Consider the following 24,727-nt stretch of genomic DNA (forward strand, 5'->3'; position numbering starts at 1 on the left):
CGCTTCAGCGCTCTTGGGGCTCAAGCCCAACAACATACCTTTCTTGGTACGTAGTTGCGCTTCAGCGCTCTTGGGGCTCAAGCCCAACAACATACCTTTTAGTCGATCGCACCATCGGATTTTTCCTTAGCATCATAGCACGCGCCCATATGTACTTGGTTGCGACCCTTAGCAAGCTCAATCTGATGCTGCCGCTCTAATAAAGCTTGTTTTTTAGCTTCGGTTTTCGAGTCATGACAATGAGGACAACTCACGCCCAGGACAAAAAATTCAGAAGCCTTATCTTCCTCACTAATCGGGTGACGACAACCGCGACAAAGTTCATAGTTACCAGGTTTTAAATCGTGAACAACAGAAACCCGTTCATCAAAGACAAAACATTCACCTTCCCAACGACTTTCTGCTTCCGGAACCGTTTCCAAATATTTTAAAATCCCGCCTTCGAGATGATAGACTTCTTGAAAACCTTGCGATCGCAAAAAAGCAGTAGATTTTTCGCAGCGAATGCCACCCGTGCAAAACATTGCCACCTTGGGTTTATCGCGCAAAGCAGTTTCTTGCTGCACCCATTCAGGTAACTCGGAAAAGCTTTTGGTTTTGGGATTGATAGCGCCTGCAAAAGTACCCATAGATACTTCGTAGTCGTTACGCACATCAACTACGACAACATCAGGATCGTCAAGCAGCTTATTCCACTCATCGGGCTTGACATATTTGCCAGCCATGAGAGATGGATTAATATCGGGTATTCCCATCGTGACGATTTCGCGTTTTAAGCGGATTTTTAGGCGGTAAAACGGTGCTTTTTCTGAGAAAGATTCTTTGTGAACCAAATCAGCAAAACGCGCGTCACTACGCAAGAATGCCAGCACTGCGCGCACGCCCTCGGATGAACCGGCGATCGTACCATTGATGCCTTCGGCTGCTAACAAGATGGTGCCTTTGACGTTGTTTTTGTTGCAACAATCGATTAGCGGTGCTTTCAAATCGGCAAAATCGGATAGTTCAACGAACTTATATAATGCAGCGGTTAAGAAATTAGCCATAGATCGAATTGATAGCACTAATTAATTTTCATAGTTGTATGAAAATTCAGTTAAAGCGGACGGTGGGACTCGAACCCACGACGTTCAGCATGGGAAGCTGACATTCTACCACTGAATTACGTCCGCGCTTAGTCTGTTTTACTGGCTTTTACTTTTTAGGGATTGCGGTAAATAATGACTAGACACACATTATACGACGATTTTGGGATTTTGAGTCAATGATTTTGAGAATTATTTTTTGGGGTTGCCGATCGCCCATGGCGGCAAAATTAATAGGGTGCGTCAGTCTCGATCGCCGGAATTTTTCGGACAAACCTGAGATCTGACGCACCGTACACTCCAAAAGCCTTCTCCTGACGCAGGAAGAGACGGCAGTGCCCGTTTCCCTACCCGGAGATATTCGATCGCCCTTGGCCTCTTTTCTTCCCCCGCACCCGATCGAAAATCCAGACTTGCAAGCCATCCATGTAGGTATAAACCACCGGAATTACCACCAAAGTTAATAGCGTAGAAGTCATCAAACCGCCAATTACCGCCATCGCCATCGGACTCCGCACCCCAGATCCCGCGCCAATTCCCAGCGCGATCGGCACCATCCCAGCTATCATGGCGATCGTTGTCATCAAAATCGGCCGCAACCGCGCTACACCAGAATCCAGCGTCGCCTCATACATCGGTTCGCCTTCCTTCTGATTCATAATCGCGTAATCAACCAGCAAAATCGAATTCTTCGTCACAATTCCCATCAGCAACACTACACCAATCAAAGCGTACAAACCGAGAGATTTTTGTCCTACCAAAAGTCCCAACAGCGCGCCACCAAGAGATAAAGGTAATGCCGCCATAATTGTGATCGGATGCAAGAAATTGGCAAACAAAAGCACCAACACACCATAAATAAACAGTACCGCCGTTCCCAAGGCCCCCGCAAAACCGCTGAAAATATCCTGCATAACTTTTGCATCGCCCGAAGATTCTTGTTCCACGCCAGGGGGTAAAGGATTCATTGCAGGCAGTTTTTTCACCGCAGCAACAGCTTCTCCTAAAGTCGTACCTTGCAACAAATTGCCCTCTACAGATACTTGACGAGCTCTGTCATAGCGATCGATCTGAGAAGGCCCGCTACCCAAAGCAATATCCGCCACTGCCCTCAACGGTACTAAAGTATTATTTTTACCCGGTATTTGCAGATTCTTAATTGTTTCGATATCGCTGCGAAACTGCGGCGCCAACATCACATGAATCGGAATTTGTCGATCGGGCAAATCAAACTTAGCAAGATTTGAGTCAATATCTCCAATCGTTGCCAAAGAAGCAGTGCGAGCAATTTGTTGCACCGAAACACCCTGATCCGCCGCCCGATTTGGATCGGGTTTTACCAAAATTTCCGGCTTGACTAAACTCGCGCTAGATTGTACCTCAATCAGTCCCGGAAGTTGCCTCATTTGTTGCGTCAGAGTTTCCGCAGTTTTGGTTAAAGCCTCCGCATTTTCGCTCTTGAGGACGATCGACATTTGCTTCCTACCGCCCACACGCCCTTGAGCAAAACTCAGCCGCACACCGGGAACATCGGCAAGTTTCGGCCGCATTTCCTCCTCAAACTTCTGTTGTCCGATCCGCTGATTGGCGGGTTTCAATTTCACGTACAGACTGGCTGTATTTACGCCACTAGCGCCCCCTCCGCCACCACCTGGCCCCCCGGATACTGTCGGAGCGCCTTCGGTCTCCAAAACGCTTTTTACGGCCCGATGGGCGAGCAATAATTTAGTTGCTTGCTGCACTGCTAAATCTGTCTGCGACAAGGTAGAACCGGGCGGCAATTCAATGGAAACAGTCGAAAGTCCGGTATCATCGCGATCGATAAACCCAGTCGGAATGAAAGGAATTAACTGAACGCTGCCGAAAAATAAAGCAACAGCTAAAATTAGGACGATCGCCCGATGCTTCAGCGCCCAAGTCAAAAGTCGGCGGTACTGATAAGAAAGTTGGTCTTTTTTGAGTTCCGCCTCGTGTCCACTATCCTTAAACAAATAAGCCGCCATCATCGGAGTTACAGTGCGGGCTACTAACAGCGAAAATAACACCGAAGCCGAAACCGTCACCCCAAAAGGTCGAAAAAACTGACCGGGAATTCCCGGCATAAAAGCCACCGGTGCAAACACCGAAACAATCGTCATCGTGGTAGCAACAACAGCTAAACCAATTTCAGCAGAAGCATCCAAAGCAGCTTGATAAGCCGTTTTCCCCATCCCGACGTGGCGTTCGATATTTTCAATTTCGACGATCGCATCATCGACCAATATACCCACCACCAGCGACAGCGCCAACAAAGTCATGCCGTTAAGCGTATATCCTACCATTCTCAGCACAGCAAAAGTAGGAATTGCCGACAGCGGCAAAGCCACAGCAGCAATCAAAGTCGCCCGCCAATCCCGCAGAAATATAAAAATCGTGACAATCGCTAAAACCGCCCCCAAAACTAAAGCATCAACAGAAGCTTCATAGGAATCTCGGATGTGATCTGCTAAAGTATAAATAAGTTCAAGCTTGACATCCGGCGGCAAAGTTTTTTCCATTTTCTTAACAGTTGCCCGCACCGCTTCTTCCACAGTCACGAGAGTGCTGCCGGTGCTGCGGAGGATAGCAAAAGCTACAACAGGCTTGTTATTGAGCCGCGCACCCTGACGCGCTTCTGCATAGCCTTCGTCAACTTTTCCCAAACTGGAAAGCGGCACAAAACCGCCTTTTGGTAAAGTAATTTGATAAGCTTTCAACTGTTCGATAGTTTTGGCGCTGCCGATGGTGCGAACTGTTTGCTCGGAATTGCCGATTTCAGTTCTGCCACCGGGAAGATTGATGTTAAAATTGCGAATTTGGTCGTTAACTTGGGTAGCTGTAATCCCCAAACTTTGCAGTTGTTCGGGGTTTAAATCAACTCGAATATCCCTGTCCCTGCCTCCAATTCGCTGCACTTGAGCGACACCTTTGACCGACAACAGGACGCGGCTGATGTTTTGGTCGATTAATTCGCTTAACTGTTCTACGGTTTGGCGATCGGAAACGACGGCGTAGGACATAATGGAACTACCGGCAAATTCCACCCGTTTGACGACTGGATCGTTGATGTCTTGGGGCAGGCTTTGGCGAATTTGGGCGATCGCATTTCGGACATCATTCGTAGCGCGATCGCTATTTGTGCCCAACAAAAAGTTAACTGTAGTATTAGAAGAACCGTCATTAACAGTAGAAATAATGTGGTCAATATTCCCCAAACCCGCCACAGCATCTTCTACTTTTTTCGTAACTTGTGATTCAAGTTCGGCTGGATCTGCCCCCGGTTGGCTGACAGATATGGAAACTGAAGGCACATCGATGTTCGGTGAATCATCAATACCTAAAACCGGAAAGGATACTAATCCCCCGATTGTCAGAATTAAGAATAAAACAATCGTCGGGACAGGCTGTTTAATCGACCAAGCCGAAATATTAAAAGACATAATTGGAATGGTAATTGGTAATTGGTAATTGGTAATTGGTAATTGGTAATTGGTAATTGGTAATTGGTAATTGGTAATTGGTAATTGGTAATTGGTAATTGGTAATATAGTTCTTATTATTTAAATTCTTGTGGAGTGGGCCGGAGAGCCGCTCCAAATATCTACTAACTAACTAATCTTCTTCTTTAAATTCTTGTGGAGTGGGCCGTAGAGCCGCTCCAAATATCTACTAACTAACTAACTAATCTTCTTCTTTAAATTCTTGTGGGGTGGGCCGGAGAGCCCGCTCCAAATATCTACTAACTAACTAACTAATCTTCTCCTTAAAATTCTTGTGGAGTAGGCCGGAGAGCCCGCTCCAAATATGTAGTAGTAAGCAACTAATCGTAAGGTGCTTAGCGTGGAAAATTATTAGTCTGTCGTCGCCAAATTCTCACCTGACGCACCCTACAATAAATAATGACTACCAACTGTCAACTACCAACTGTCAACTGCCAACTGTCAACTGTCAACTGCCAACTGCCAACTGCCAACTGCCAACTGCCAACTACCAACTACCAACTGTCTACTGACTACTAACTTTAATCCGATCGCCATCCTTAAGATAACCAGCCCCAGCAACCACCACTTTATCGCCCGCCTTCAACCCCTTTTTAATCTGAACCTGAGCAGTCGTCAAATCACCAACCGCGCCCCCAGTAATCTCTCCAACTTCCACAGGTTGAGCCTGCACCTTGTCCTCGCCTACAAGTTTGTAAACAATAGAACTGCCGTCAGACTGTGGTAAAATAGCCTTAGCAGGGACTTTCAAACCTTGAGCCGTCGCCGTCGAAATCGAGGCGCGCAAAAACATTCCCGATCGCAAAAACTCACTTGTCGGCAAATCAATCTTCACCGTAGCCTGCCGATTTTGCGGGTCAACTAACGGCGAAATTTCTCGCACAGTTCCCGACAACTTAATCCGCTTATCAGAATCCGAAGTAATCTGCACCGCCGTTCCCGGCTGCACTTGAGAAACCTGAGTTTCCGGTACTTTTAATTGCAGTTCCAGCTTGTTTCCTCGAATAATCGAAAATAGTTTTTGACTTCCCGAAGAAACATCACCAACTCGACCAATTCTTTCAGATACAATACCGCTGTCCGGCGCTCGGACAATTGTTTGTTCGAGTTGAGTTTGCAACTGTTTCACTCGCGCATCATTACTGCGAACACCTGCTGCATTGTTCCCGACATTTGCGCGCGCGCTGCTGACAGCAGAGCCGGCCGTATTCACCTTAGCGCGGGCGCTGCTGAGGGCCGCTCTCGCCGTACTGATATTAGCTTCTGCTGTAGCTACTTTAGCTTGAGCCGATCGCACTTCTTCCGCCGCTTTGTTCTGTTCTTCCAAAGCTTTATTCAAATCAGCCTTAGCTTTGTTCACATCTTGAACAGCAGTATCTCGCTCGGTTTTGCGCTTTTCCAAATCTTGCTGGCTGATTACTCCCTGGGAAGCCAAATTTTGGGTGCGATTTACTTCTCTTTGAGCTTGAGCTAACTTAGCCTCAGCAGAAGCAATCCCCGCCTTAGCTTGCTCGACACTAGCCTTGGCTTGCTCGACACCTGCTTGAGCTTGGCCCACGCCCGTTTTGGCTTGCGCTGCGTCAGCGACGGCTTTTTCAACGCCGGCTTGGGCTTGAGCAACGCCGGCTTGGGCTTCTTGTTGGGCTGACTGGGCTTGTTGCACCTGAGCTTGCGCTTGTTCTACCGTAGAATCTGCCGATTCTACCTTAGCAGTGGCTTCGGCAATTTGCGATCGCAGCACCGAATCATCCAAAACCGCCATTACCTGACCTTTTTCTACCGCATCCCCTTCTTTTACCAAAACCTGCTTGATTTGCAAACCGTTGGCTTGCGGCAGCACCGGCAGCAAATCGTAGGGCGCCACAGTCCCCGTCGCTTCCAGAGTTTGAGCCACCTCGGCCGATTCCACAGCAGCCACTGTCACCGTCTGATGCGTCCCCTGCTGAGCCGCCGCTGGGGCTGCAACTGGGGGACGCGCGCTCTTCTGGCCCGCAGTCAAGTGTACTGCTAGCAGCGTTGCAGCTACGCCAATCCCTGCGCCCGCCAACAGCGTCGGCCACCTGAGTCCTTTACTGGGAGGAACTTCTGGTTCTTCAGCTTCGGAAACTTCTGATTGTTCGTCTGGAACTTCTAAGGCTATTTCTCGTTCATCTTCTTCAGAGGAGAAGTGCCAGCGAGAGGTATCTGAGATGCCAGTTTCAGGCGCATCCACTGCTGATTTGCTGTCGCGCCCGCTCTGCACGGGGACAAGCGGTTGCTGTTCTTCTGCTTCTGAAAAAACTTGATTCGTCACGGTAGTTCCTCCCGCCGGTTTGAGCCTGGGGTTTTTGATATTGTAAAGAAAGATTGCGGTTTTAATATCTAATTTATTTTAGCTGAGCGTGCGATCGGTCGCGCCTCCTCCTTGTGGGTGAGTGTGGCGCCATTTCACCTGATAATCGCGATTTCGATCCGAGGTTGTGCGATCGACCTTTGACTCGATCGGGATTTTGAGGCAGAGTAATCTTAGCGCGATTTGCGATCGCTTGCAGGGCGATCGGACTCAGATTTTCTGTCCCAGAGCGTTTTTACCATCACCAATTCATCACTGCCAAAAGAATTTAATCTAATATTGAACTGATTATTGCTAATCTATAGTTTAATATAGCGATCCTAAATCATTTGTGAACTTCTTCTTACTCCCTCCCCTTACTAAGGGGAGGGTTGGGGTGGGGTAAAAAAAATACGATTCATTTAGGATTGCTATATCTTTGTTGTATAATACGGCACAGAAGCTAAAAAACTTGTGCCAGTTTAATTGATAAAATCACAATGAATAGTGTATTTACTCCCGTCCAACAGTTTCTAATTACTTGGTTGCTAGTGCTAGTGACTGGATGGTTTACCCTGACTGCTATCAATTATGTTGGGGAACTGGTCAGCATTTTAGTAACAGCGGGACTGATTGCATTCTTATTAAATTATGCAGTAATCAGACTGCAAGTATTTTTGCCGCGGGGAATAGCTGCGGGGCTGGTTTATTTGATGGCGGGTGTGGTAGTCGCAGTCATCGGTTTAACTATTGTACCGCCCGTATTCAGTCAAGCGAGACAGTTGGGGGTGAGGTTCCCGGACTTGCTGGAGTCAGCGCGGCAGCAGTTAGGCGAATTTCAAGCGTGGAGTGCCGATCGCAATTTACCATTTGACGTGCAAATATTGGAACAGCAGTTATCAGCCAAAGTCCAGGAACAAGTACAAGCAATCGCAGGTACAAGTTTAGGCTTAGTTGTCGGTACAGTTAACTGGTTTCTCGACTTAATTTTTATCCTGGTAATTTCATTTTATATGCTGCTAGACGGTCAAAGAGTTTGGCAGGGTTTGACCAGCATTTTTTCGCCGGATATTCGCTATGTTCTCACAGATACTTTGCAGCGAAACCTCCAGCGATTTGTCTCGGGACAGTTATTGCTGGGACTCTTTATGGCGACCTCGCTAACTCTGGCTTTTTGGTGGCTGCAAGTGCCGTTTTTTCTGTTGTTTGCCGTGTTTATCGGATTGACAGAAATAATTCCGTTTATCGGAGCGACGCTGGGCATCGGCACTGTTAGTATAATTGTAGCGTTTATCGATTGGTGGCTGGCGCTCCAAGTGTTGGCAGTTGCGATCGGTCTCCAGCAAATCAAGGATAATTTAGTAGCACCCCGAATTATGGGCAATCTCACGGGGTTGAGTCCGGTAATTATTTTTACAGCTTTGCTGTTAGGAGGTAGAGTAGGAGGATTATTAGGAGTTATCCTGGCAATTCCCCTGACTGGGGTGGTCAAAAGTATCGTGGAAATTGTACTCAATCCCAAATTACCTCCGCAAACAGGTTCGTTTTTCTACAATCCTTTTAACGGCGAGGAATTGGGGAAAATTGCCGAAAATGAAAATAGAATAATTTTGGTTGCAGATGAAAAAAAATAGTTTAAGGTTCGTAGTAAGGACTTCAGTCCTTCATTCAATTGACAGTTGACAGTTGACAGTTGACAGTTGACAAAGGAAGGAAGAGGATTGGAGTAATGAATAGTCTGATTTTAATTTTTCCCTACAAGGGTTCCGGCTTTCAACCAATCCTTTCTGCTAAAAATTGTATTAGTAACGAATTCAGCCCTTGCTACTGATTCCGTGAAGAAAGGATTAGGGGCATCTCAGTTTTGCTATTATGTGAGTGCGAGCGTCCCCGCTCGCTTCCTTATATGTAGCGAGCGGGGACGCTCGCACTCCTCAAACCGCTTCTTACTCTCCGAAAAAAACGCTCGCAAAGGACTAAAGTCCTCACTACGAACCTGGAAGGACTAAAGTCCTTACTACGAACCTGGGAGGACTAAAGTCCTTACTACGAACCTGGGAGGACTAAAGTCCTTACTACGAACCAACTTAAAATCTCAAACCTAAAACTTATGAAATGGTGGCAAAATCTTAAAAATAATCCTCTAGCTCGGTTGGGAGCCGTAGTGCTGTTAATTTTTTATACAGTCGCACTTTTTGCCGAATTTGTGGCTCCCTACGACCCCTACGACTCTCAATTAAACAGTTCCTTGCTGCCACCAACTCAGATTTATTTAAGCACCAAAGATGGGCGATTTATGGGGCCCCACGTTTACCCGACTACTCAGGGCCCAGTAGATGCAAATACTGGTGCTCGCGAGGTAATTGTAGACTGGCAAAAACCCTCTGCTGTTAGTTTGTTTGTCAAAGGTTCTCCCTATAAGTTTTTAGGAATTTTGCCTTGGGATATCCACCTGTTTGGCACTACAGGAGAAGGCAAAATTAACCTTTTAGGCACTGATGAACAAGCTCGCGATCAATTCAGCCGCTTAGTACAGGGCAGCCGCATTAGCCTCAGTATTGGTTTAGTTGGTATAGCAATTTCCTTTCCTTTAGGATTGTTAATCGGAGGAATATCTGGTTATTTCGGCAGTTGGATTGACAGTATTTTAATGCGCTTTGCTGAAGTATTGATGACGATTCCCGGTCTTTATTTATTAGTAGCTCTAGCGGCAGTCCTTCCGCCCGGATTGACAAGTGCTCAGCGATTTATTTTGATTGTGCTGATTACTTCATTTATCAGTTGGGCGAGTTTGGCGCGGGTAATTCGCGGTCAGGTACTGTCAATTAAACAGCTAGAATTCGTGCAAGCGGCGCGGGCTATGGGCGCCAACCCAATTTATATTATTGTCCGCCACGTGTTGCCACAAACTGCAACTTATGTAATTATTTCTGCTACTTTGTCGGTTCCGGGTTTTATTGTGGCGGAGTCGGTTTTGAGTTTGATTGGTTTGGGAATTCAACAGCCCGATCCTTCGTGGGGAAATTTGCTATCTTTGTCTACGAATGCTTCAATTATAGTGTTGCAGCCCTGGTTGGTTTGGCCTCCGGCGACGCTGATTATTTTGACTGTTTTGGCGTTCAATTTATTGGGGGATGGATTGCGGGATGCTCTCGATCCGAGAAGCATTCAAAGGTAATTGTTCAGTTGACAGTTGACAGTTGACAGTTGACAGTTGACAGTTTAAGAGCGACCTCTACCTAGAAGGAAGAGGATTGGAGTAATGAATAGTCGGATTTTAATTTCTCCCTCACTCGCTTTCTTGCTTTCAACCAATTCTTTCTGGTAATGGGGAATTGGTAATGGGGAATTGGTAATGACGAAGCAAAAAATGACCAATGACCAATGACCAATTACTTGTTTAAGTATTAATAGGTAAGCGGATGGTAAAAGTAGAACCAACACCGACTTGACTGTTTACTGAAATATTGCCACCCATCATGAGGCAAAAACGCTGGCTGATTGCTAGTCCCAAACCAGTGCCGCCGTATTTGCGCGTGGTAGAAGCGTCTGCTTGGATAAAGGGTTGGAAAATGTTCTGCAATTCCTCGGGATTCATGCCAATTCCTGTATCTGTACAATTAACTACTAAAAATTCTTTACTGGGATTTGAGGATGGAGAATTTACCGCAGGTTCCGAACTGTTTTGTGGTGTCGCTTCGCTGCTGTAGCCGGCGATTTGTTCTCGGCTGGCGCTGAGGGTAATTGTACCATTGTGAGTGAATTTGGCGGCATTGCTTAGCAAATTCAATAAAATCTGCCTCAGTTTGGTAATGTCACCGTGCATAGTGCCGATATTGCCTATTTGCTGTAAGTTTAAAGTGTTATGATTTTTCTCAATTAGTGGCGCGGCGGTGTCGGCGACTTCTTCAATTAAGGTGGCGATGTCGAAGGTTTCTAAGTAGAGATCCATGCGACCGGCTTCGATTTTAGAAATGTCGAGAATGTCGTTTATTAGCGATAGCAAGTGTCGGCCGGATGTGCGGATTTTGTCTAAGTCTGGGGTGAGTTCATTGTAGCCGGATTCTTCGGTTTCTTCTTGGAGCATTTCGCTGTAGCCGATGATGGCATTGAGGGGCGTCCGCAGTTCGTGGCTCATGTTTGCTAAAAATGCGCTTTTTGCGGTGGAGGCTGCTTCGGCTGCTTCTAGGGCGAGTTGCAAGGCGGATTCAAAGACTTTACGATCGCTAATATCCTCGACACTACCTTCATAGTAGATTACCTCACCGCGCGTGTCGCACACTGCACGGGCGCTTTCGGAAATCCAAATTATGCTGCCGTCAACGCGGTAAACTTCTGACTCAAACCCCGAAATTTGTCCAGATTCTTTCATCACTCGCATAAACTTCTCGCGTTGTTGAGGATTGACGTAAGTTTGCTGTCTGATGTTGGTGAGATTTGATGTCAATTCTTCGGGAGTGGCGTAGCCGTAGATGCGGGCTAAGGATGGATTTACGCTCAAGAAGCGACCTTCGGGGGTGGTTTGAAAAATGCCTTCGACTGCGTTTTCAAAGATGCTGCGGTATTTTTGTTCTGCTTGACGCAGGGCGTTTTGTGTCCGATCGCGATCGCTGGCTTCGATCGCCAATGATACCAAATCTGCGAGGGAAGCAGCAAAATTTTGTTCTTCTACTGTCCAGTGGCGAGCACTTCCCACCTGTTCGATACAGAGGACTCCAACTGTATGTCCTCCCAATCGCACCGGCGCATCCAATGTGGATGTGGTGCCGCCTTCTGCAAAGTAAGATGATACCAATTCTCTGGTTCTGATATCTGAGAGAGCGTCGTCGGCTGCGATCGTCCGGTCTTCTTCCAAAGCTTTAAAATAAGCTGGATAGTCTGGTGCTGCGAGTTCGGCACCTTGGGAATGCTCGCTGTTACTGCGGTGAAATTGGTCTAGACATTGCAATTTAGATCGGCTTTCATCGTACAACCACGCTCCGGCTGCTTCTGCATCTAGGGTATGAGCCGCCGCTTCGGTGATTTCTCTTAAAGCTACTTGCAAATCGCCTCGATATAGCGCTTTATTTCTTGCCAATTCTAGCAAAATCGTATTTTGTTTGAGCAATTGTTTTTGCCTCATCCGCCGCACTGATTCGGCTCGCTTCTGTTCGGTAATGTCGCGAGCCACCCAAATTACGGATTCTTCTGAAAGCGGCGAAATGCTGGCGGCAAAACAAATTTCGCGGTCGTTAATGGTTAAATCGTACTCGATGCTAACTGTTTGCTGACTATCTAAGGCTGCTCGAATGTGGTTGAGAAAATTGTCTGCTGTAGCTTGCGGGAACAGCTCTCCGATAGTTTTACCAACTAATTCTGCTGCTGGTTTGTAGAGCAGCGACATATTTGTGGGCGCGATTTTCAAATAGCGACCGGTGGCATCCACAACTACAATTAATTCGTTCATGGCTGCAAACAAAGCCCGCAATTCTGCTTCGGTGGCTTCGAGTTCGGCAGTCCGCTCTGCTACTCGCTGTTCTAAACTGGAGTTGGTTCGTTCTAGGGCTACAAAAGACGATCGCAATTGTCTGGCCATCTGGTTGAAAGACTGAGCCAGGACGCCGAGTTCATTGACGCCTTTGACTTCGACTTCGCCGTCTAATTCGGCGGAGGTGAAGTCGGCAGCTTCGGACATTTTTGTTAAAGCTTTGGAAGCTTCCAGCAATCGGGTAATTGGTGTGACAACCCAGCGAGATGTGAAAATTCCCAGGACGATCGCCAGTATGAAGGCAAAAAAGCACAATAAAATAGTTGTGCGAGTGTTGGCGTTAATTTGCTCCATAAAGTCTGCTTCCGGGATTGCTACGACAATCAGCCAATCGAGACCGCGGCCGTCTCGCAGGGGAGCGACCGTAATGAATTGACGTTTGCCTTTTATATCGAAGCTAAACTGTCCTTGGCTGTCAATTTCTTCAAAACTGCCAAATCGTGTTTGCAAGTATGTGGAAGCCGATCGAATTAGCAAATTTTTGCTCTGTGTTGCCAACAGCCGTTTTTGTCCTTTGTTGTCAGTGATAAACGGCAATTCATCTGTGGAACTGGCGACTATTTCCCCGCTGCGCTCGATCGCAAAAACTTCTCCTGACGGGCTAATTTTGATACTTTTGAGAAAATCGCTGATTTGAGAAAGAGTCAGGTCAATTGCCAATACCCCCCGCAGTTTTCCTGTTTCATTGTAAATAGGCATCACCGGCGTAATGCCGAGAACTGGCGAGGCAGTGAAGACGTAGATCGGAGACCAGGTGGCTTTTTCTGCCTGTTTGGCAGCTTGGTACCACGGTCTAGTACGGGGGTCGTAGGGGGCGGTTTTGATTAGCTCAGTGCGGTTTCCTTTGCTGTCGAGGCGATAAATTTGGCGGTTGGGAGCAGTTGATTCGTCTCTGATGTATACTAATTCATCTGCTTCGCGTTTGAGCAAGAGGAATTTGCCCTGTTCGTCGCCGTAGTAGATGGTTGTAGTGCGATCGCTCAGCTTGGTCTGATTCCAAAAAAAGCGCTCTAAGTTGGGGAAGTCATCAGGGTCTAGGTTTCCAGAGGCGATCGCAGCATTATTCATTTGCAGGAACAGGTGAGACACCTCTCCAAAACTGCGGAAATTTTCTTTAGTCCTCGCTGCGACTTCCAAGCTCAACCTGGTAGCAAGGTCATTGACGGCTTTCTGGCCGTTGCGAAAAGACAGCCATCCAGTGACGCCGACTGCTACGGAGATTTGCACCACCAGCGGCATCAACAAGACGAGGCTCAGTGACATCTTGGGCGAGCTTTTCATCAGACGACGGCTCAGAGTTTTCAATAACATCAATATTATTCTGACACCTACGAGGTTTGCGTATCGTTTGTCGTTTCCAAGATGCCCTAGATAGTATAAGTTATAGCCTTTCTCAAAAAGGTGAGGTATGACTGACAGGTTATATAACCACTGAAACCAAGAGGGCCCAAGCCCAACAACGTACCTCATCTTTGTGAGAACCGCTATACAAAGTCCCACAGCAATATTGAATTGGGGTAGCCGCCCGGTCAAAACTTCGCTGAGGTTTCAAGCACTACTGTAAAAAAATTGTAATATTAATCATGGTACTACTTTCCTGAATCTGGCGATCGCGATCGAGAACTCCAAGGGAGCATCTCTGTTTTGCATTTAATAGTGCTGTCGGGAGCTCGCGTATCGTATAATACGCGAGCTATACGAGTTCGCACTATAAAAAAATTCTTTTTACAAAAATGAGATGCTCCCGAACTCCAGCCCCAAAACTCACACCAGGTCAAAAAAGCATACAACTCCTTAATTCATCAGTCATTCCCAATTCTAAAATCTTTAATCTAAAATCGGATCGCTTTCTCCAGGTGCAGGTGGCCCGCTTTACCCCTGCTCAATCAAAATCAGATTTGAATTTTCAAGGGCTGGGGTATGTCAAAAATGTAAGTTATTTGACACCAGACTGTTAAAAAATTTGCTATTCATAGAATAAGCGGGCAAAAGCGCGATCGCACGCCAAGACTGTAATTAAAGGATCTTGTGGTGCATCGAGGGCAGCAACGTCACTCGATTTTAGATTTTAGATTTTAGATTTTAGATTTACTCGCCTCGATCGAGGAGGTTGAACAGGAGTCTAAAATTTTGGGTGCGACCTCCATGAGCCTCGGCCATGTGTACCTATTTTTGCGTAATGTCAAGTGTTTTTGGCTTTTGTGGACAATGGCTTACGCCCCGCTACGCGATCGACCTTTGAGCAAAATAATACTTCGGGAGGATAACATGAGCTATACATTTGAAATCCTGGGCGTATCTCCAACTTTAACGTTTTTTAACCAGCAGCAGGAATTACTGCAACAACAGCAGCCGTCAGGTGTAGAATACTTGGGAAACCGAAAGTGTACTCTCGATTCTTTTGTAGCATCGGTAGAGATAATTTCTCCCTATCGCGGCTGGGATGTCGATCGAGTTGTAAATACCGTGATTAGTTTCTGGATGAACAACTCGGATAGCATCCAGTATTGGAAGGATAGATTGCAGGATGCCGGCAGCGAAAACTTGTTAGTAGCCAGAGTAGGCGATATCAAGTCTTTGCAAGCTGCATTTGAATCGCTACTGGGCGAATAGGAAGGAAGCATCTCATTTTCGTAAAAAGCCTTTTTTTGTTTGAGTGCGATCGTCCCTGCTCTCTTATACAATACGCGAGCGGGGACAGCAATAATATAAAAGCACCATGCAGATGCTCGCAATCGGAAAATCTGGAATTGGCAAAAAGTCGATCGACAATCACTAAAATCAAATCCCAATTCCCAATTCCCAATTCCCAATTCCCAATTCCCAATTCCCAATTCCTATGTCTCGTTCAAAAGCCCTGCAATCTTATATTTTTGTCCGCTTGCTACTCGCACCCCTAATGTTGTGGACAATCACCACAGCAGTATTTTTGTTACTCCGGGCCACTCCGGGCGACCCCATAGATGCCATTCTCGGCTCGCGAGCACCCGCCGCCGCCAAAGCAGCAATGCGAACCCAACTAGGCCTCGACGCACCCCTGTGGGAGCAATATCTAAAATACATGAAAGACTTGCTGGGCTTCGACTTGGGAACCTCCATCACCACTCGCGGCCAAACCGTCTGGCAAATTATCGGAGACTATTTCCCCGCGACAGTCGAATTAGCAGTTTGTAGCATGGCCATAGCTTTAATTGTCGGCATCAGTATCGGTTCCCTGGCGGCATCCCGCCCCAACACTATTTTCGATGCAGCAGGCCGTTTGTTTGGGATTATTACTTACTCGCTGCCGGCTTTTTGGGCTGGCATGGTTTTGCAGTTGATTTTCGCCGTACAGTTGGGCTGGTTTCCGTTGGGAACTCGGTTTCCGGTAACATTCCCAGCTCCCCAAGGCTACACGGGACTGTACACTGTAGACAGTCTCTTGAGCGCTAACCCCGGTCAGTTTTTCACAAGTTTGCATTATTTGGCACTCCCGAGTTTGACGCTGGGCATTCTTTTGAGTGGCATTTTTGAGCGAATTGTCAGGGTGAATCTGAAGCAAACTTTGCAAGCAGATTATGTTGAAGCAGCTAGAGCTCGCGGAATTCCTGAATTGCAAATTTTATGGGCTCACGCTCTCAAAAATGCGCTGATTCCGGTAATTACTGTCTTGGGACTGACTTTTGCTGCACTGTTGGGTGGTGCTATTTTAACTGAGGTTACTTTTTCTTGGCCGGGGCTGGCAAATCGTCTTTATGAAGCGATTAGCTTGCGAGATTATCCAACTGTTCAAGGTATTGTGGTGTTTTTTGCGGGAATTGTAGTAATTGCTAGTATTGTAATTGATATTTTAAATGCTTACATTGACCCGCGAATTAGATACTAAATGAAGGAAGAGTTGACAGTTGACAGTTGACAGTTGACAGTTGACAGTTGACAAAAAAAAGAATAAAGAATGAAGATTTTCGCCCTCTCCCCCTCTCCCAATCTCCCACTCCCCGGCTATCTGCTCCTTTGATATGCGTGGAAGATTATTAGGTACGATCGACTAAAATATTAAACTCACAATAAGTAAAATTAGTTGCAGGACTGATTGTCAAAAAAATGAAAATACAGGGAACCGATTATGCTACAGCGATTGTACTTATTCAGAAGTTGCTGGAAAAGCTGTTAGGAGATGAGGTTTTAGTGCGGGTGGAGCTACCAATTCAGTTAGGCGATGCCCAAGCAAAACCGTCGATCGCAGTTGTGATGCCAGACGCCCTGCGCTATACTGACCGCCATCCCATCGCCTCGGAGATATATCTGCTGATCGAAATAGTCGATGGTACGCTTCAAAATGACTGCGAGACTCAAGGAGATATCTATGCTGCATCGCAGATTGACGATTTTTGGGTGCTAGATATCCACCAACGCCAGCTTCATGTATTTCGAGAACCCTCAGACGACGGGTACCGGAGTCAAATGATTTTGTCAGAGGATTCGACTGTGGCGCTCTCAGCTTTTTCTAAGTGTACTTTCTGCGTGCGCGAGATGTTGCAGGCAGTGGCGGCTCTCTAGGAGGATTTGTAAACAGTTGACAGTTGACAGTTGACAGTTGACAGTTGACAGTTGACAGTTGACAGTTGACAGTTGACAGTTGACAGTTGACAGTTGGAGAGCTACCTCTACCCAGAAGTCTGAGTATTGGAGTAATGAATACTCTGATTTTAATGTCTCCCTCGAAGGCGGGCGGGCTTTCAACCAATTCTTTCTGGTAAAAAAGATCGGCTTTCAGAATGAGGACACTTGGCAGTTTATAAGGCATAGTGGATCCAATAAATATAACATTTGAGGAAGTGCTGATGAGATTATTGCGCCTCGCAGCCGCTCTATCGGCTGCCTTGACTCCATTGATGGCACAAGTCGCCTTTAGCCGTCCCATGCCCGGAACGGGCCAGTTTCCCAGGGCCTCAAACCCGCGAGTAGATGTGCCGGTTTGCTTCATCGAAACCCCAAGCGGTACAACTTTTGATTTAGTCAGCTTGTGCGGCACCAACGCTGCTCCCCAAAACACTGCTCCCGCAGCCGCCAACCCAGCCAATGCTCCTGGAAATAACCCCAATGCAGCTAATCCAGCAGCCCCCCCGAACCCCAACAGCGTTACCAGAGATGCTGCCGGCGCCCCGATAACTACTCCTGCTGGTACCGCAAATCCCGCAAATCCCGCAAATCCCGCAAATCCGGGAACTGCACCGAATACTAATCCCAACAACAACGCCAATCCGGGAACTTCGCCGAATACTAATCCCAACAACAATGCCAATCCGGGAACTTCACCGAATACTAATCAGCAGAATAATCTGAATCCAGGAAGTTCGCCGAATACAATTCCCAACAATAATGCCAATCCGGGAACTTCGCCGAATACCAATCAGCAGAATAATTTCAATCCGGGAACTTCGCCGAATACTAATCAACAGAATAATTTCAATCCGGGAACTTCGCCGAATACCAATCCCAGCAACAATGTGTCTCCCAACAGTACCACGGGCAACGGCACGGGTAGTTTTTGAAGGACGATCGCCGGATAAGTTAAGCTAAGACTGGAAGTAGCGATTCCCTACCCTTTGGGATAGCTTCGATCGCGCGTAGTTGAGGAGACCAACTGTGTCAAACTTAGTTCAACGCTTAGAAATAACCGCTCATCCGCAACTCGAAAAATCCCTCGGCTATCGAGGAGACAGTCGCTGGGTAGCTTGGCGGTGGGAACCCGACATCGACCAACTTATTTTCAGCGACGGCAAAATAGTCGGAACTGGCAATAACATGGCTTGGCTGGTATTTTTGCAGCACGATTTAGTTCAGCCTGCGCTACAAGAGTACAACTTCGGCGAGGGCGATCGCTACTGGCTGCTGTTAGACACCGAAACTCGAAATCTCTACGTTGGGGAAGGGAAAGCAGTTCAAAGTCTGCTCGAACAGCCGGAAAGTTTAGCTTTGTTAGCTTGTCTAGATGGCGGCAATGCCGGAAAAACTGCTGAAACTTGGCAGCAAACCCGAGCCCAAGTAACTGCAACAACCGCCTTTCGCCACCTCACAAACGTCATTCCTTTCGGAATTGCCGCTGCTTTAATAGGTGCTTTAGGAGTCGGAACCGGTTGGTGGGTAGTCCCGACGGTGCAGCAGAAACTCGCCGAAAAAACAACTTTTACTTCCCCCATTAGTTCGGCCGCCAACTGCGGGATTGGCGGTTCCGACGATTTTTCAGCCTATGTTGGTTCGTCAACCGGAGACAAAGAACTTCATTTGATTGGTGTTTACGAAGCTAATGCCGAACACGGGAAGGCAAATTTGTCGAAAAGTGCTATCCAAGTCAAAGTAGAACGCCGCAACAAGCCAATAATACTTGCACTTTCGGCCTACGAACCAGTCAACTGGAACGTGACTGTAGAACCCGGAGCAGTTATCGAGAAAATCATTGTTAACGGATACAACAACCAAACAGTTTCAGGAGTTTCGGGAATTCCGATACAAGTGCACAGCTACGAAGCAACCGGAAACTACATCGGCGACTTTATTTACAAGTGGGGTACAAATCCTGAAAGTAATACTCCCTCCCTCGTGACTAAACTCGAACAGACAAACCGTACAAGTTTAACTTCTTTTCAAGGATGTTACAGAGGTACGAACTTTAGTATTAAATGAGCGCAGCGACAGACACCGAAAATTTAAAACCTAGTCTGGTCAAATCACAAAACCCGCGCGGGCGGGTTTTTTATTGAAATTTAACATTCTTAGTATTTCTATGGTATAATATGCCGTGGCGTTATTATCAATAATCATATAATTTCCGGTAAATTCAATGCCATCAAGAAGGTTTGATCGTTCGGAATGCGAGTCCTCGGATTGATGCGGACTAAAGTCCTCACTACGAACCAATTTGATCGTTCGGAATGCGAGTCCTCGGATTGATGCGGACTAAAGTCCTCACTACGAACCAATTTGATTGTGTTGATTCTTTTCGGACTTGATGTCAATTTCCAATTCTTACAATGCTAACACAATCCCTATGAAATACTGGTATGAAACCCTCGCAGTAGCGCAGCGAATTTTAATTGAATTGGGAAGGCGGCGGCGCAGCTTAGTCTTGTGGAGTATTTTTCCAATTTCTATCTTGCTAATCAATGGTTTAATTTTAAAAGAACGCGCCAATCTCACCACAGCCAAAGCCTTTGAAAGTGCTGCACCTGCAAGTTTAGTAGGAGCCGCTTTATTTTTTAGCTGTCTCGGCGGCAGTGTAGCCACGGTAGTCTCAGAGCGAGAACAGCATACTCTCAAGCGCTTATTTGTTTCCCCCCTGAGTGGCACTTCCTACTTTTTAGGAATTTTTCTGGCTCACAGCGCGATCGGCATCGGTCAGGTACTTTTAGTATACACGATCGCAGCGTGTTTGGGAGCACAATTTCAAGGATCTATTCTGTTAGGATGCGCGATTATTCTACTCAGCATTGTATCCTACGTAGGAGTTGGCTTTATTCTGGGGACGCAGTTTGCGAGGCGCACGGAAGATGTCAACTCGCTAGTAGCCGCTTTCGGCGTTCCTTTGTTGATTTTAGGAGGTGCATTTTTGCCAACTGCGCTGTTCCCCAAAACCCTGCTGGATCTCGCCCAGTACAATCCGATTTATCATATGAACGAAGCGCTGATAGGCGTGTGGGCTAACGGCAAAGATTTTGCGGATATTGAATCGCACTTCTGGTTTTTATTCATATTTGCTATTTCGATGATCGCAGGCGGATGGCTGTCATATCGGCGGATGTTAAGAGTAGAAAGAAGACTTTAAATAAATCAGGGAATTCAAAGATAATTTAGAGAAAAAACTAGGAGATTTTAAGCAGTGCTGCAAATAGAAAAGCTAAATAAGGCTTACGGCGAACGTTCAGTGCTTAACGATTTAACACTGCACATTCAAGCTGGCGAAATTTACGGTTTGCTGGGGCCAAATGGGGCGGGCAAAACTACAACTATCAATATTTTATGCAATTTGCTAAATGCTGACAGCGGTAAGGTTTTCATCAATGGCGAACCTGTTTCGGAAGCTACTAAACTGTTAATCGGTGTAGCGCCTCAAGAAAATTTGCTTTACAAAAGCCTTAGCTGTGCAGAAAACCTCAATTTTTTTGCTCAAATTTATGGTTTAGAGCGCCAACAGCGCCGATATCAAGTAGAACAATGCTTAAAAGCAGTAAATTTGATAGATAGAGCTCAAAGTCCGGTGGAAACTTTGAGCGGAGGAATGCAGCGCCGTTTGAATATTGCGGTGGCTTTGGTTCACCAGCCTAAATTAGTAATTTTAGATGAACCGACAACTGGTTTAGATATTGAGGCTCGTTATGAAATTTGGGAGTTGATTCAGCGTTTGCAATCGGAAGGAATTACGATTTTGCTAACAACTCATTTGTTGGATGAAGCTGAGCGTTTGTGTCAGAGAATTGGGATTTTAAAGAATGGTAGTATTGTGGCTGAGGGCAGTTTGGAGGAGTTGCAAAAACTAATTCCGGCTCAGGAAATTATTGTGGTTAAAACCGACGCAGAAGCTGAAGTCATCGCCCGCGCAGCAGAATACAGTTTTATTCCCCGCCGCTACGGTAGCGATTTGGCTTTTTGGCTGCCGGAACGTTTGGAATTAAAGGATATTATTTTGCGTTTTGATGGGATTTCTATTGATTCAATAGCTCGCTATCCGGTGCGGTTAGAACATATTTATGTAGAGGTTACAAAACAAACTCTATCTTAACATTTCTGACCCTCGCGCACAATCCAAGAAACCGGGTTTTTACGATTTTTACCGACAGTAACGAAGTATTCTCGCAAAAACCCGGTTTCTAGCTACCCGTGCGTCCATCCGCCACCATCAGCGGTTAAAGTTCCAAAGTAATTAACTGAGCAATTTCTTCCGTTTGAAAACCCAAAGCCATTGGCTTTTGCACTTGAGGAATCACCTGCACATCATAAAGTTCCGTGACAACTCCTTCAAACCGCAACCAATGTACGATCGCACCAGTAGTCAAATCTATCACCATCATACCGCAGCGAGCCTCAGCATCTTTGGCTACCAACAACTCATCCAACTCTAAACCGCTAAAAGTATTGTCACCACCCCTCGGTTTCGACAATCCAACAATCGCCCAATTTTGCCAAAAAGCCAATCCTCGGACATATGCCGGACAAAATGCGATCGCCTGAAATTTCCCTGTCTCTAAATCGACATAACCAAATTCTCCTCTCCCCGAATTCAGCAACCACAACTTATCTTGATACCAGCGAGGTGAATGCGGCATCGACAATCCCGTAGCGATGATATCATTAGATGCGACATCAATCACGATACCGCCATTTTTTCTGCGATCGCGCCAACCATCCACCACATCCGACTGACTCGACGCTGTGACATATTTTGCCTCTCCATCCACCATTGCCAAACCGTTGAGGTGACAGCGGTCTTCGTTGATGTATTGTGAGATAAACGGTGGTTTCCATAAAGGTTTGCAACTGTGGCGATCGCTCAAAGTAGCGATACAATTAAACAAGGTACTGATAAACAGAATTTGGTTATTTTTATCAACAGCGATATCGTGAATGTCGATATCTCCTGTGGTGTGGGCGATGCGCGGTATGTAAAGGCGATCGTAACCTTGATGTTGTCCACCCGCAGCCAGCACATTATCTAATTGCCAGAGTTGATATTTTGAGCTGAGATAAAGGCGTTCCGGCGTGCAGAAAAGTCCCATTGCGCGATCGAATATTCGCCAATATCCAGAAATTGTATTGGTTTCGGGATTATTCCCAATTAACATTAACCTGCTAGTTTGATAGGTAGTACAAGCCAGGGAGATATTTTGAGAATTTAACCAAGCTGGTAAATCGCGATCGCCAATTAAACTATGCGGCGCATCCGCACTACCGATCGTTTCTCGCTGCTGGCCGTTTTCCATATTTTTATCTGTTATATTTGCTAATTTTTCCGCTGTTGTATTAGTTAAATTATCGCACGAATTGGTTGTCAAGTTCCTCGGTAAATCTGCTGTTTCTATTTTTTCTAATTGCGGGACACTTATCGCCCCCGGCAACTCACCGGATTGATATCTTTCCCAAACCATTTGATAGGCTAATTCCAAATGCCGCACGGTTTGAGGAGTATCAAACAACGGCAATTGTCGGCGGTTTTCATTGAGGTAATCTTTTAGCTTTTGCAACTCTTGAGGGTGAGTTGCTAAATGCACTGCCAATTGTTCGTATTCCTCTAAATTATTGACTGCCAATTGCGGTAAATTCACTGCATTTAACAAACTCGCACCCACCCGCGAGGCAAAAGTTTCACCAGGACAAGTAATCGAGGGAATTCCCATCCATAAAGCATCGCTACCCGTCGTATGAGCATTACAATAAAAAGTATCGAGACATAAGTCAACCCAAATGTGGCGCGTTAGGTGTTCTTCCTGAAACAATCGCGGTGCAAAAATCAAGCGTTTGGGATCTATTCCGCGCAATTTAGCTTCAGCTTGCAGGCGGTTTGTGGCTTCGGAATTGCTGTCTAGCAGCCACAGCACGCTATCAGGTACGCGCTCTAAAATGTGCAGCCACACGCTAAAAATTATGGGTTCAATTTTGCGGCTGTGATTGAAACAAGCGAAGACAAAGGTATTTTCTGGCAAGCCGTATTTAGCTTTGGGATTTTTAAGTTTAATTTGCGGATCTTCTGCCGGACAAACTCGCCGATCGTTGTTAATTTGATAGCAGTCTGGCAGGCAAATAAATTGTTCGCTAAAGAACTCGGCAAGGCGCGGTGGCGTTACAATATTATCGGTGATAATGTAATCAATAAAATCAGCACCCATAGTGCTAGCATAAGTTAAATAATTAATTTGAATCGGAGCGGGACGCATGGCAACAATTCTCGGATTAGAATATAGGGTGTAGCCTCCCATATCGATGAGAATATGAATGCCGTCATTATAGATTGTTTCGGCTGCTGCTTCCGCCAGCATTCCCCGCAAATCGGTAAATTTGTTGCAATCTGCTGCTAGTTTTCGCCGTTCATTGCTGCCATCGTCGGGGCCGAGAGAGTAGGCAAATACTTCAAATTTAGCGCGATCGTGCAAAGCGAATAATTCACCCATTAAATGCGTTAAAGCGTGTTGGTAAAAATCACCGGCGATGTAGCCGATTCGCAAAGTTTTGGGAGATGTAGCCGGAGGAATGTGAGGGGGAAAATAATTTTGTTTAACTCTACTGCTGGTAAGTTGAGAGAAGTAGCGAGTAATTGCGAGATGTCTGTCAGCCGTAAAGGGTGAAAACATCACAAAATCAAAAATAGATAAATCTTGTAAGTTATTTTGCTCAATTAAAGTTGCGCCGATTTGCCACATTCTTTCGCTGTCGGCTGCGAGAGTATCCCACTGGCAAATTCCTTGATTGATTTTTACCAAAGCTGCCATTGCATTGATATTATTCGCATCAAGTTGCAAAATTTTTCGATAGTTGGCTGCGGCTTCGCTGTTTTCATCGCAGCGATATTGAAGGTTAGCTAAGTTGCCGCGATAAGTAAGAGAATCTGGTTGCAATTCTACAGCTTTTTGATGGCAAGCTTTGGCTTCGAGGAGTTTTTCTTGTTGGGTAAGCAAGACTCCTAAACTGTTAAGGGCGATCGCATAATTAGGATTGTACGTTACAGCTTGTTGGTAAGCCCCGATCGCCTCCTCAATTTCTCCTAAATTTTCCCAACATACTCCTAGATTGTACCATGCTTGAGAGTAGCGACGTTCGCGATTTAAAGCTTGGCGGTAAAGTTCGATCGCCCCAAGCCATTCCTGCTTGACTAACTTAGCATTTCCCAGTTGGAAATAGGCGGGCGCGCAATCAGGTTGCTGGGCGATTATCTGCTGGTATTCTTTTTCCGCGCTTTCCCAGTCACCTTGTTTTTGGAGGGTTAGGGCGCGATCGTACATGATTTCTGCGGAATTACTTTGAGACATTTGTTAATGTTCGATCGAATGTTAACAATTTAAGTATCGCAATTATTTTAGCACCTGGTTCGCTGGCAATAATTGCCTCAAATTAATGATCTGGGAATTGAGATGGCATCCGGTCGATCGAGTGCCCTAAGATTAGTTCGCAGTACAGACTTGGTGTCCGCGCCACCAATTATTTTTATTGGGTATAAAGATAGGATGGAAATAATATCATACTAAATCCCGGTTATTTATATTATTTATAAATCCTTCATCTCGAACTAAAGCCGCAAATGTTGGCGCGTGCCTGTGGT

Annotated in this window: 14 protein-coding genes and 1 tRNA gene; 9 read left to right on the forward strand and 6 right to left on the reverse strand. The window is 46.1% G+C overall.

What is annotated here, in order from left to right:
- Window positions 1–98: 98 nt before the first annotated feature.
- The 4 genes from JGK22_RS02525 to JGK22_RS02540 form a co-directional block, all read right to left on the reverse strand.
- Window positions 99–1,046, reverse strand: a complete 948-nt coding sequence (locus tag JGK22_RS02525; RefSeq protein ID WP_293179865.1) for a rhodanese-related sulfurtransferase — start codon at window positions 1,044–1,046, stop codon at window positions 99–101.
- A gap of 54 nt (window positions 1,047–1,100) precedes the next feature.
- Window positions 1,101–1,172, reverse strand: a tRNA-Gly gene (locus JGK22_RS02530).
- Window positions 1,173–1,432: 260 nt separating this feature from the next.
- Window positions 1,433–4,543, reverse strand: a complete 3,111-nt coding sequence (locus JGK22_RS02535) for an efflux RND transporter permease subunit (protein ID WP_293233208.1) — start codon at window positions 4,541–4,543, stop codon at window positions 1,433–1,435.
- Between the two features lie 565 nt (window positions 4,544–5,108).
- Window positions 5,109–6,896, reverse strand: coding sequence for an efflux RND transporter periplasmic adaptor subunit (locus JGK22_RS02540; protein WP_293207457.1), 1,788 nt, complete (start codon window positions 6,894–6,896; stop codon window positions 5,109–5,111).
- A 518-nt stretch (window positions 6,897–7,414) separates the two neighbouring features.
- On the opposite strand from JGK22_RS02540, the gene JGK22_RS02545 reads away from it, so the two are divergent.
- Together JGK22_RS02545 and JGK22_RS02550 are read left to right on the forward strand one after the other, a co-directional pair.
- Window positions 7,415–8,548 carry an AI-2E family transporter gene (locus JGK22_RS02545; RefSeq protein ID WP_293179855.1) on the forward strand — a complete coding sequence of 378 codons (1,134 nt, stop codon included), beginning with the start codon at window positions 7,415–7,417 and terminating at the stop codon, window positions 8,546–8,548.
- A gap of 476 nt (window positions 8,549–9,024) precedes the next feature.
- Window positions 9,025–10,092, forward strand: a complete 1,068-nt coding sequence (locus JGK22_RS02550) for an ABC transporter permease (protein ID WP_293207459.1) — start codon at window positions 9,025–9,027, stop codon at window positions 10,090–10,092.
- 222 nt (window positions 10,093–10,314) lie between these two features.
- On the opposite strand, the gene JGK22_RS02555 is transcribed toward JGK22_RS02550, so the two are convergent.
- Window positions 10,315–13,722, reverse strand: coding sequence for a PAS domain S-box protein (locus JGK22_RS02555; protein WP_293312273.1), 3,408 nt, complete (start codon window positions 13,720–13,722; stop codon window positions 10,315–10,317).
- 987 nt (window positions 13,723–14,709) lie between these two features.
- Here JGK22_RS02555 and JGK22_RS02560 point away from each other — a divergent pair.
- From JGK22_RS02560 to JGK22_RS02590, 7 genes are all read left to right on the forward strand, one after another.
- The gene (locus tag JGK22_RS02560; protein WP_293179849.1) at window positions 14,710–15,054 is read left to right on the forward strand and encodes a hypothetical protein; all 345 of its coding nucleotides are present in this window, start codon (window positions 14,710–14,712) and stop codon (window positions 15,052–15,054) included.
- Window positions 15,055–15,280: 226 nt separating this feature from the next.
- Window positions 15,281–16,306: an ABC transporter permease gene (locus tag JGK22_RS02565; RefSeq protein WP_293179846.1), complete on the forward strand. Its 1,026-nt coding sequence runs from the start codon at window positions 15,281–15,283 to the stop codon at window positions 16,304–16,306.
- Window positions 16,307–16,509: 203 nt separating this feature from the next.
- Window positions 16,510–16,980 (forward strand): Uma2 family endonuclease, encoded by a 471-nt coding sequence (locus JGK22_RS02570; protein WP_293179979.1) that lies wholly within the window; start codon window positions 16,510–16,512, stop codon window positions 16,978–16,980.
- A gap of 284 nt (window positions 16,981–17,264) precedes the next feature.
- Window positions 17,265–17,975 carry a hypothetical protein gene (locus JGK22_RS02575; RefSeq protein WP_293190933.1) on the forward strand — a complete coding sequence of 237 codons (711 nt, stop codon included), beginning with the start codon at window positions 17,265–17,267 and terminating at the stop codon, window positions 17,973–17,975.
- Window positions 17,976–18,069: 94 nt separating this feature from the next.
- Window positions 18,070–19,107 (forward strand): hypothetical protein, encoded by a 1,038-nt coding sequence (locus JGK22_RS02580; RefSeq protein WP_293179840.1) that lies wholly within the window; start codon window positions 18,070–18,072, stop codon window positions 19,105–19,107.
- A 364-nt stretch (window positions 19,108–19,471) separates the two neighbouring features.
- On the forward strand, window positions 19,472–20,245 hold the full coding sequence (locus JGK22_RS02585) for an ABC transporter permease (RefSeq protein WP_293179837.1): 774 nt from the start codon (window positions 19,472–19,474) through the stop codon (window positions 20,243–20,245).
- A 54-nt stretch (window positions 20,246–20,299) separates the two neighbouring features.
- Window positions 20,300–21,199, forward strand: a complete 900-nt coding sequence (locus tag JGK22_RS02590; RefSeq protein ID WP_293190935.1) for an ABC transporter ATP-binding protein — start codon at window positions 20,300–20,302, stop codon at window positions 21,197–21,199.
- A 124-nt stretch (window positions 21,200–21,323) separates the two neighbouring features.
- Here the strand turns inward: JGK22_RS02590 and JGK22_RS02595 are convergent, their stop codons facing one another.
- Window positions 21,324–24,437, reverse strand: coding sequence for a TIGR03032 family protein (locus tag JGK22_RS02595; RefSeq protein ID WP_293312267.1), 3,114 nt, complete (start codon window positions 24,435–24,437; stop codon window positions 21,324–21,326).
- Window positions 24,438–24,727: the final 290 nt, after the last annotated feature.

This window comes from Microcoleus sp. PH2017_08_TRC_O_A, assembly GCF_020738665.1.
GTDB lineage: Bacteria > Cyanobacteriota > Cyanobacteriia > Cyanobacteriales > Microcoleaceae > Microcoleus.

Excerpts from the sequence above, each read along its gene's own strand:
- JGK22_RS02585 (WP_293179837.1), top strand. The coding sequence starts at position 19,472 with ATGAAATACTGGTATGAAACCCTCGCAGTAGCGCAGCGAATTTTAATT.
- JGK22_RS02555 (WP_293312273.1), bottom strand. The coding sequence starts at position 13,722 with ATGAAAAGCTCGCCCAAGATGTCACTGAGCCTCGTCTTGTTGATGCCG.
- JGK22_RS02550 (WP_293207459.1), top strand. The coding sequence starts at position 9,025 with ATGAAATGGTGGCAAAATCTTAAAAATAATCCTCTAGCTCGGTTGGGA.
- JGK22_RS02595 (WP_293312267.1), bottom strand. The coding sequence starts at position 24,437 with ATGTCTCAAAGTAATTCCGCAGAAATCATGTACGATCGCGCCCTAACC.
- JGK22_RS02560 (WP_293179849.1), top strand. The coding sequence starts at position 14,710 with ATGAGCTATACATTTGAAATCCTGGGCGTATCTCCAACTTTAACGTTT.
- JGK22_RS02525 (WP_293179865.1), bottom strand. The coding sequence starts at position 1,046 with ATGGCTAATTTCTTAACCGCTGCATTATATAAGTTCGTTGAACTATCC.
- JGK22_RS02545 (WP_293179855.1), top strand. The coding sequence starts at position 7,415 with ATGAATAGTGTATTTACTCCCGTCCAACAGTTTCTAATTACTTGGTTG.
- JGK22_RS02565 (WP_293179846.1), top strand. The coding sequence starts at position 15,281 with ATGTCTCGTTCAAAAGCCCTGCAATCTTATATTTTTGTCCGCTTGCTA.
- JGK22_RS02535 (WP_293233208.1), bottom strand. The coding sequence starts at position 4,543 with ATGTCTTTTAATATTTCGGCTTGGTCGATTAAACAGCCTGTCCCGACG.
- JGK22_RS02575 (WP_293190933.1), top strand. The coding sequence starts at position 17,265 with ATGAGATTATTGCGCCTCGCAGCCGCTCTATCGGCTGCCTTGACTCCA.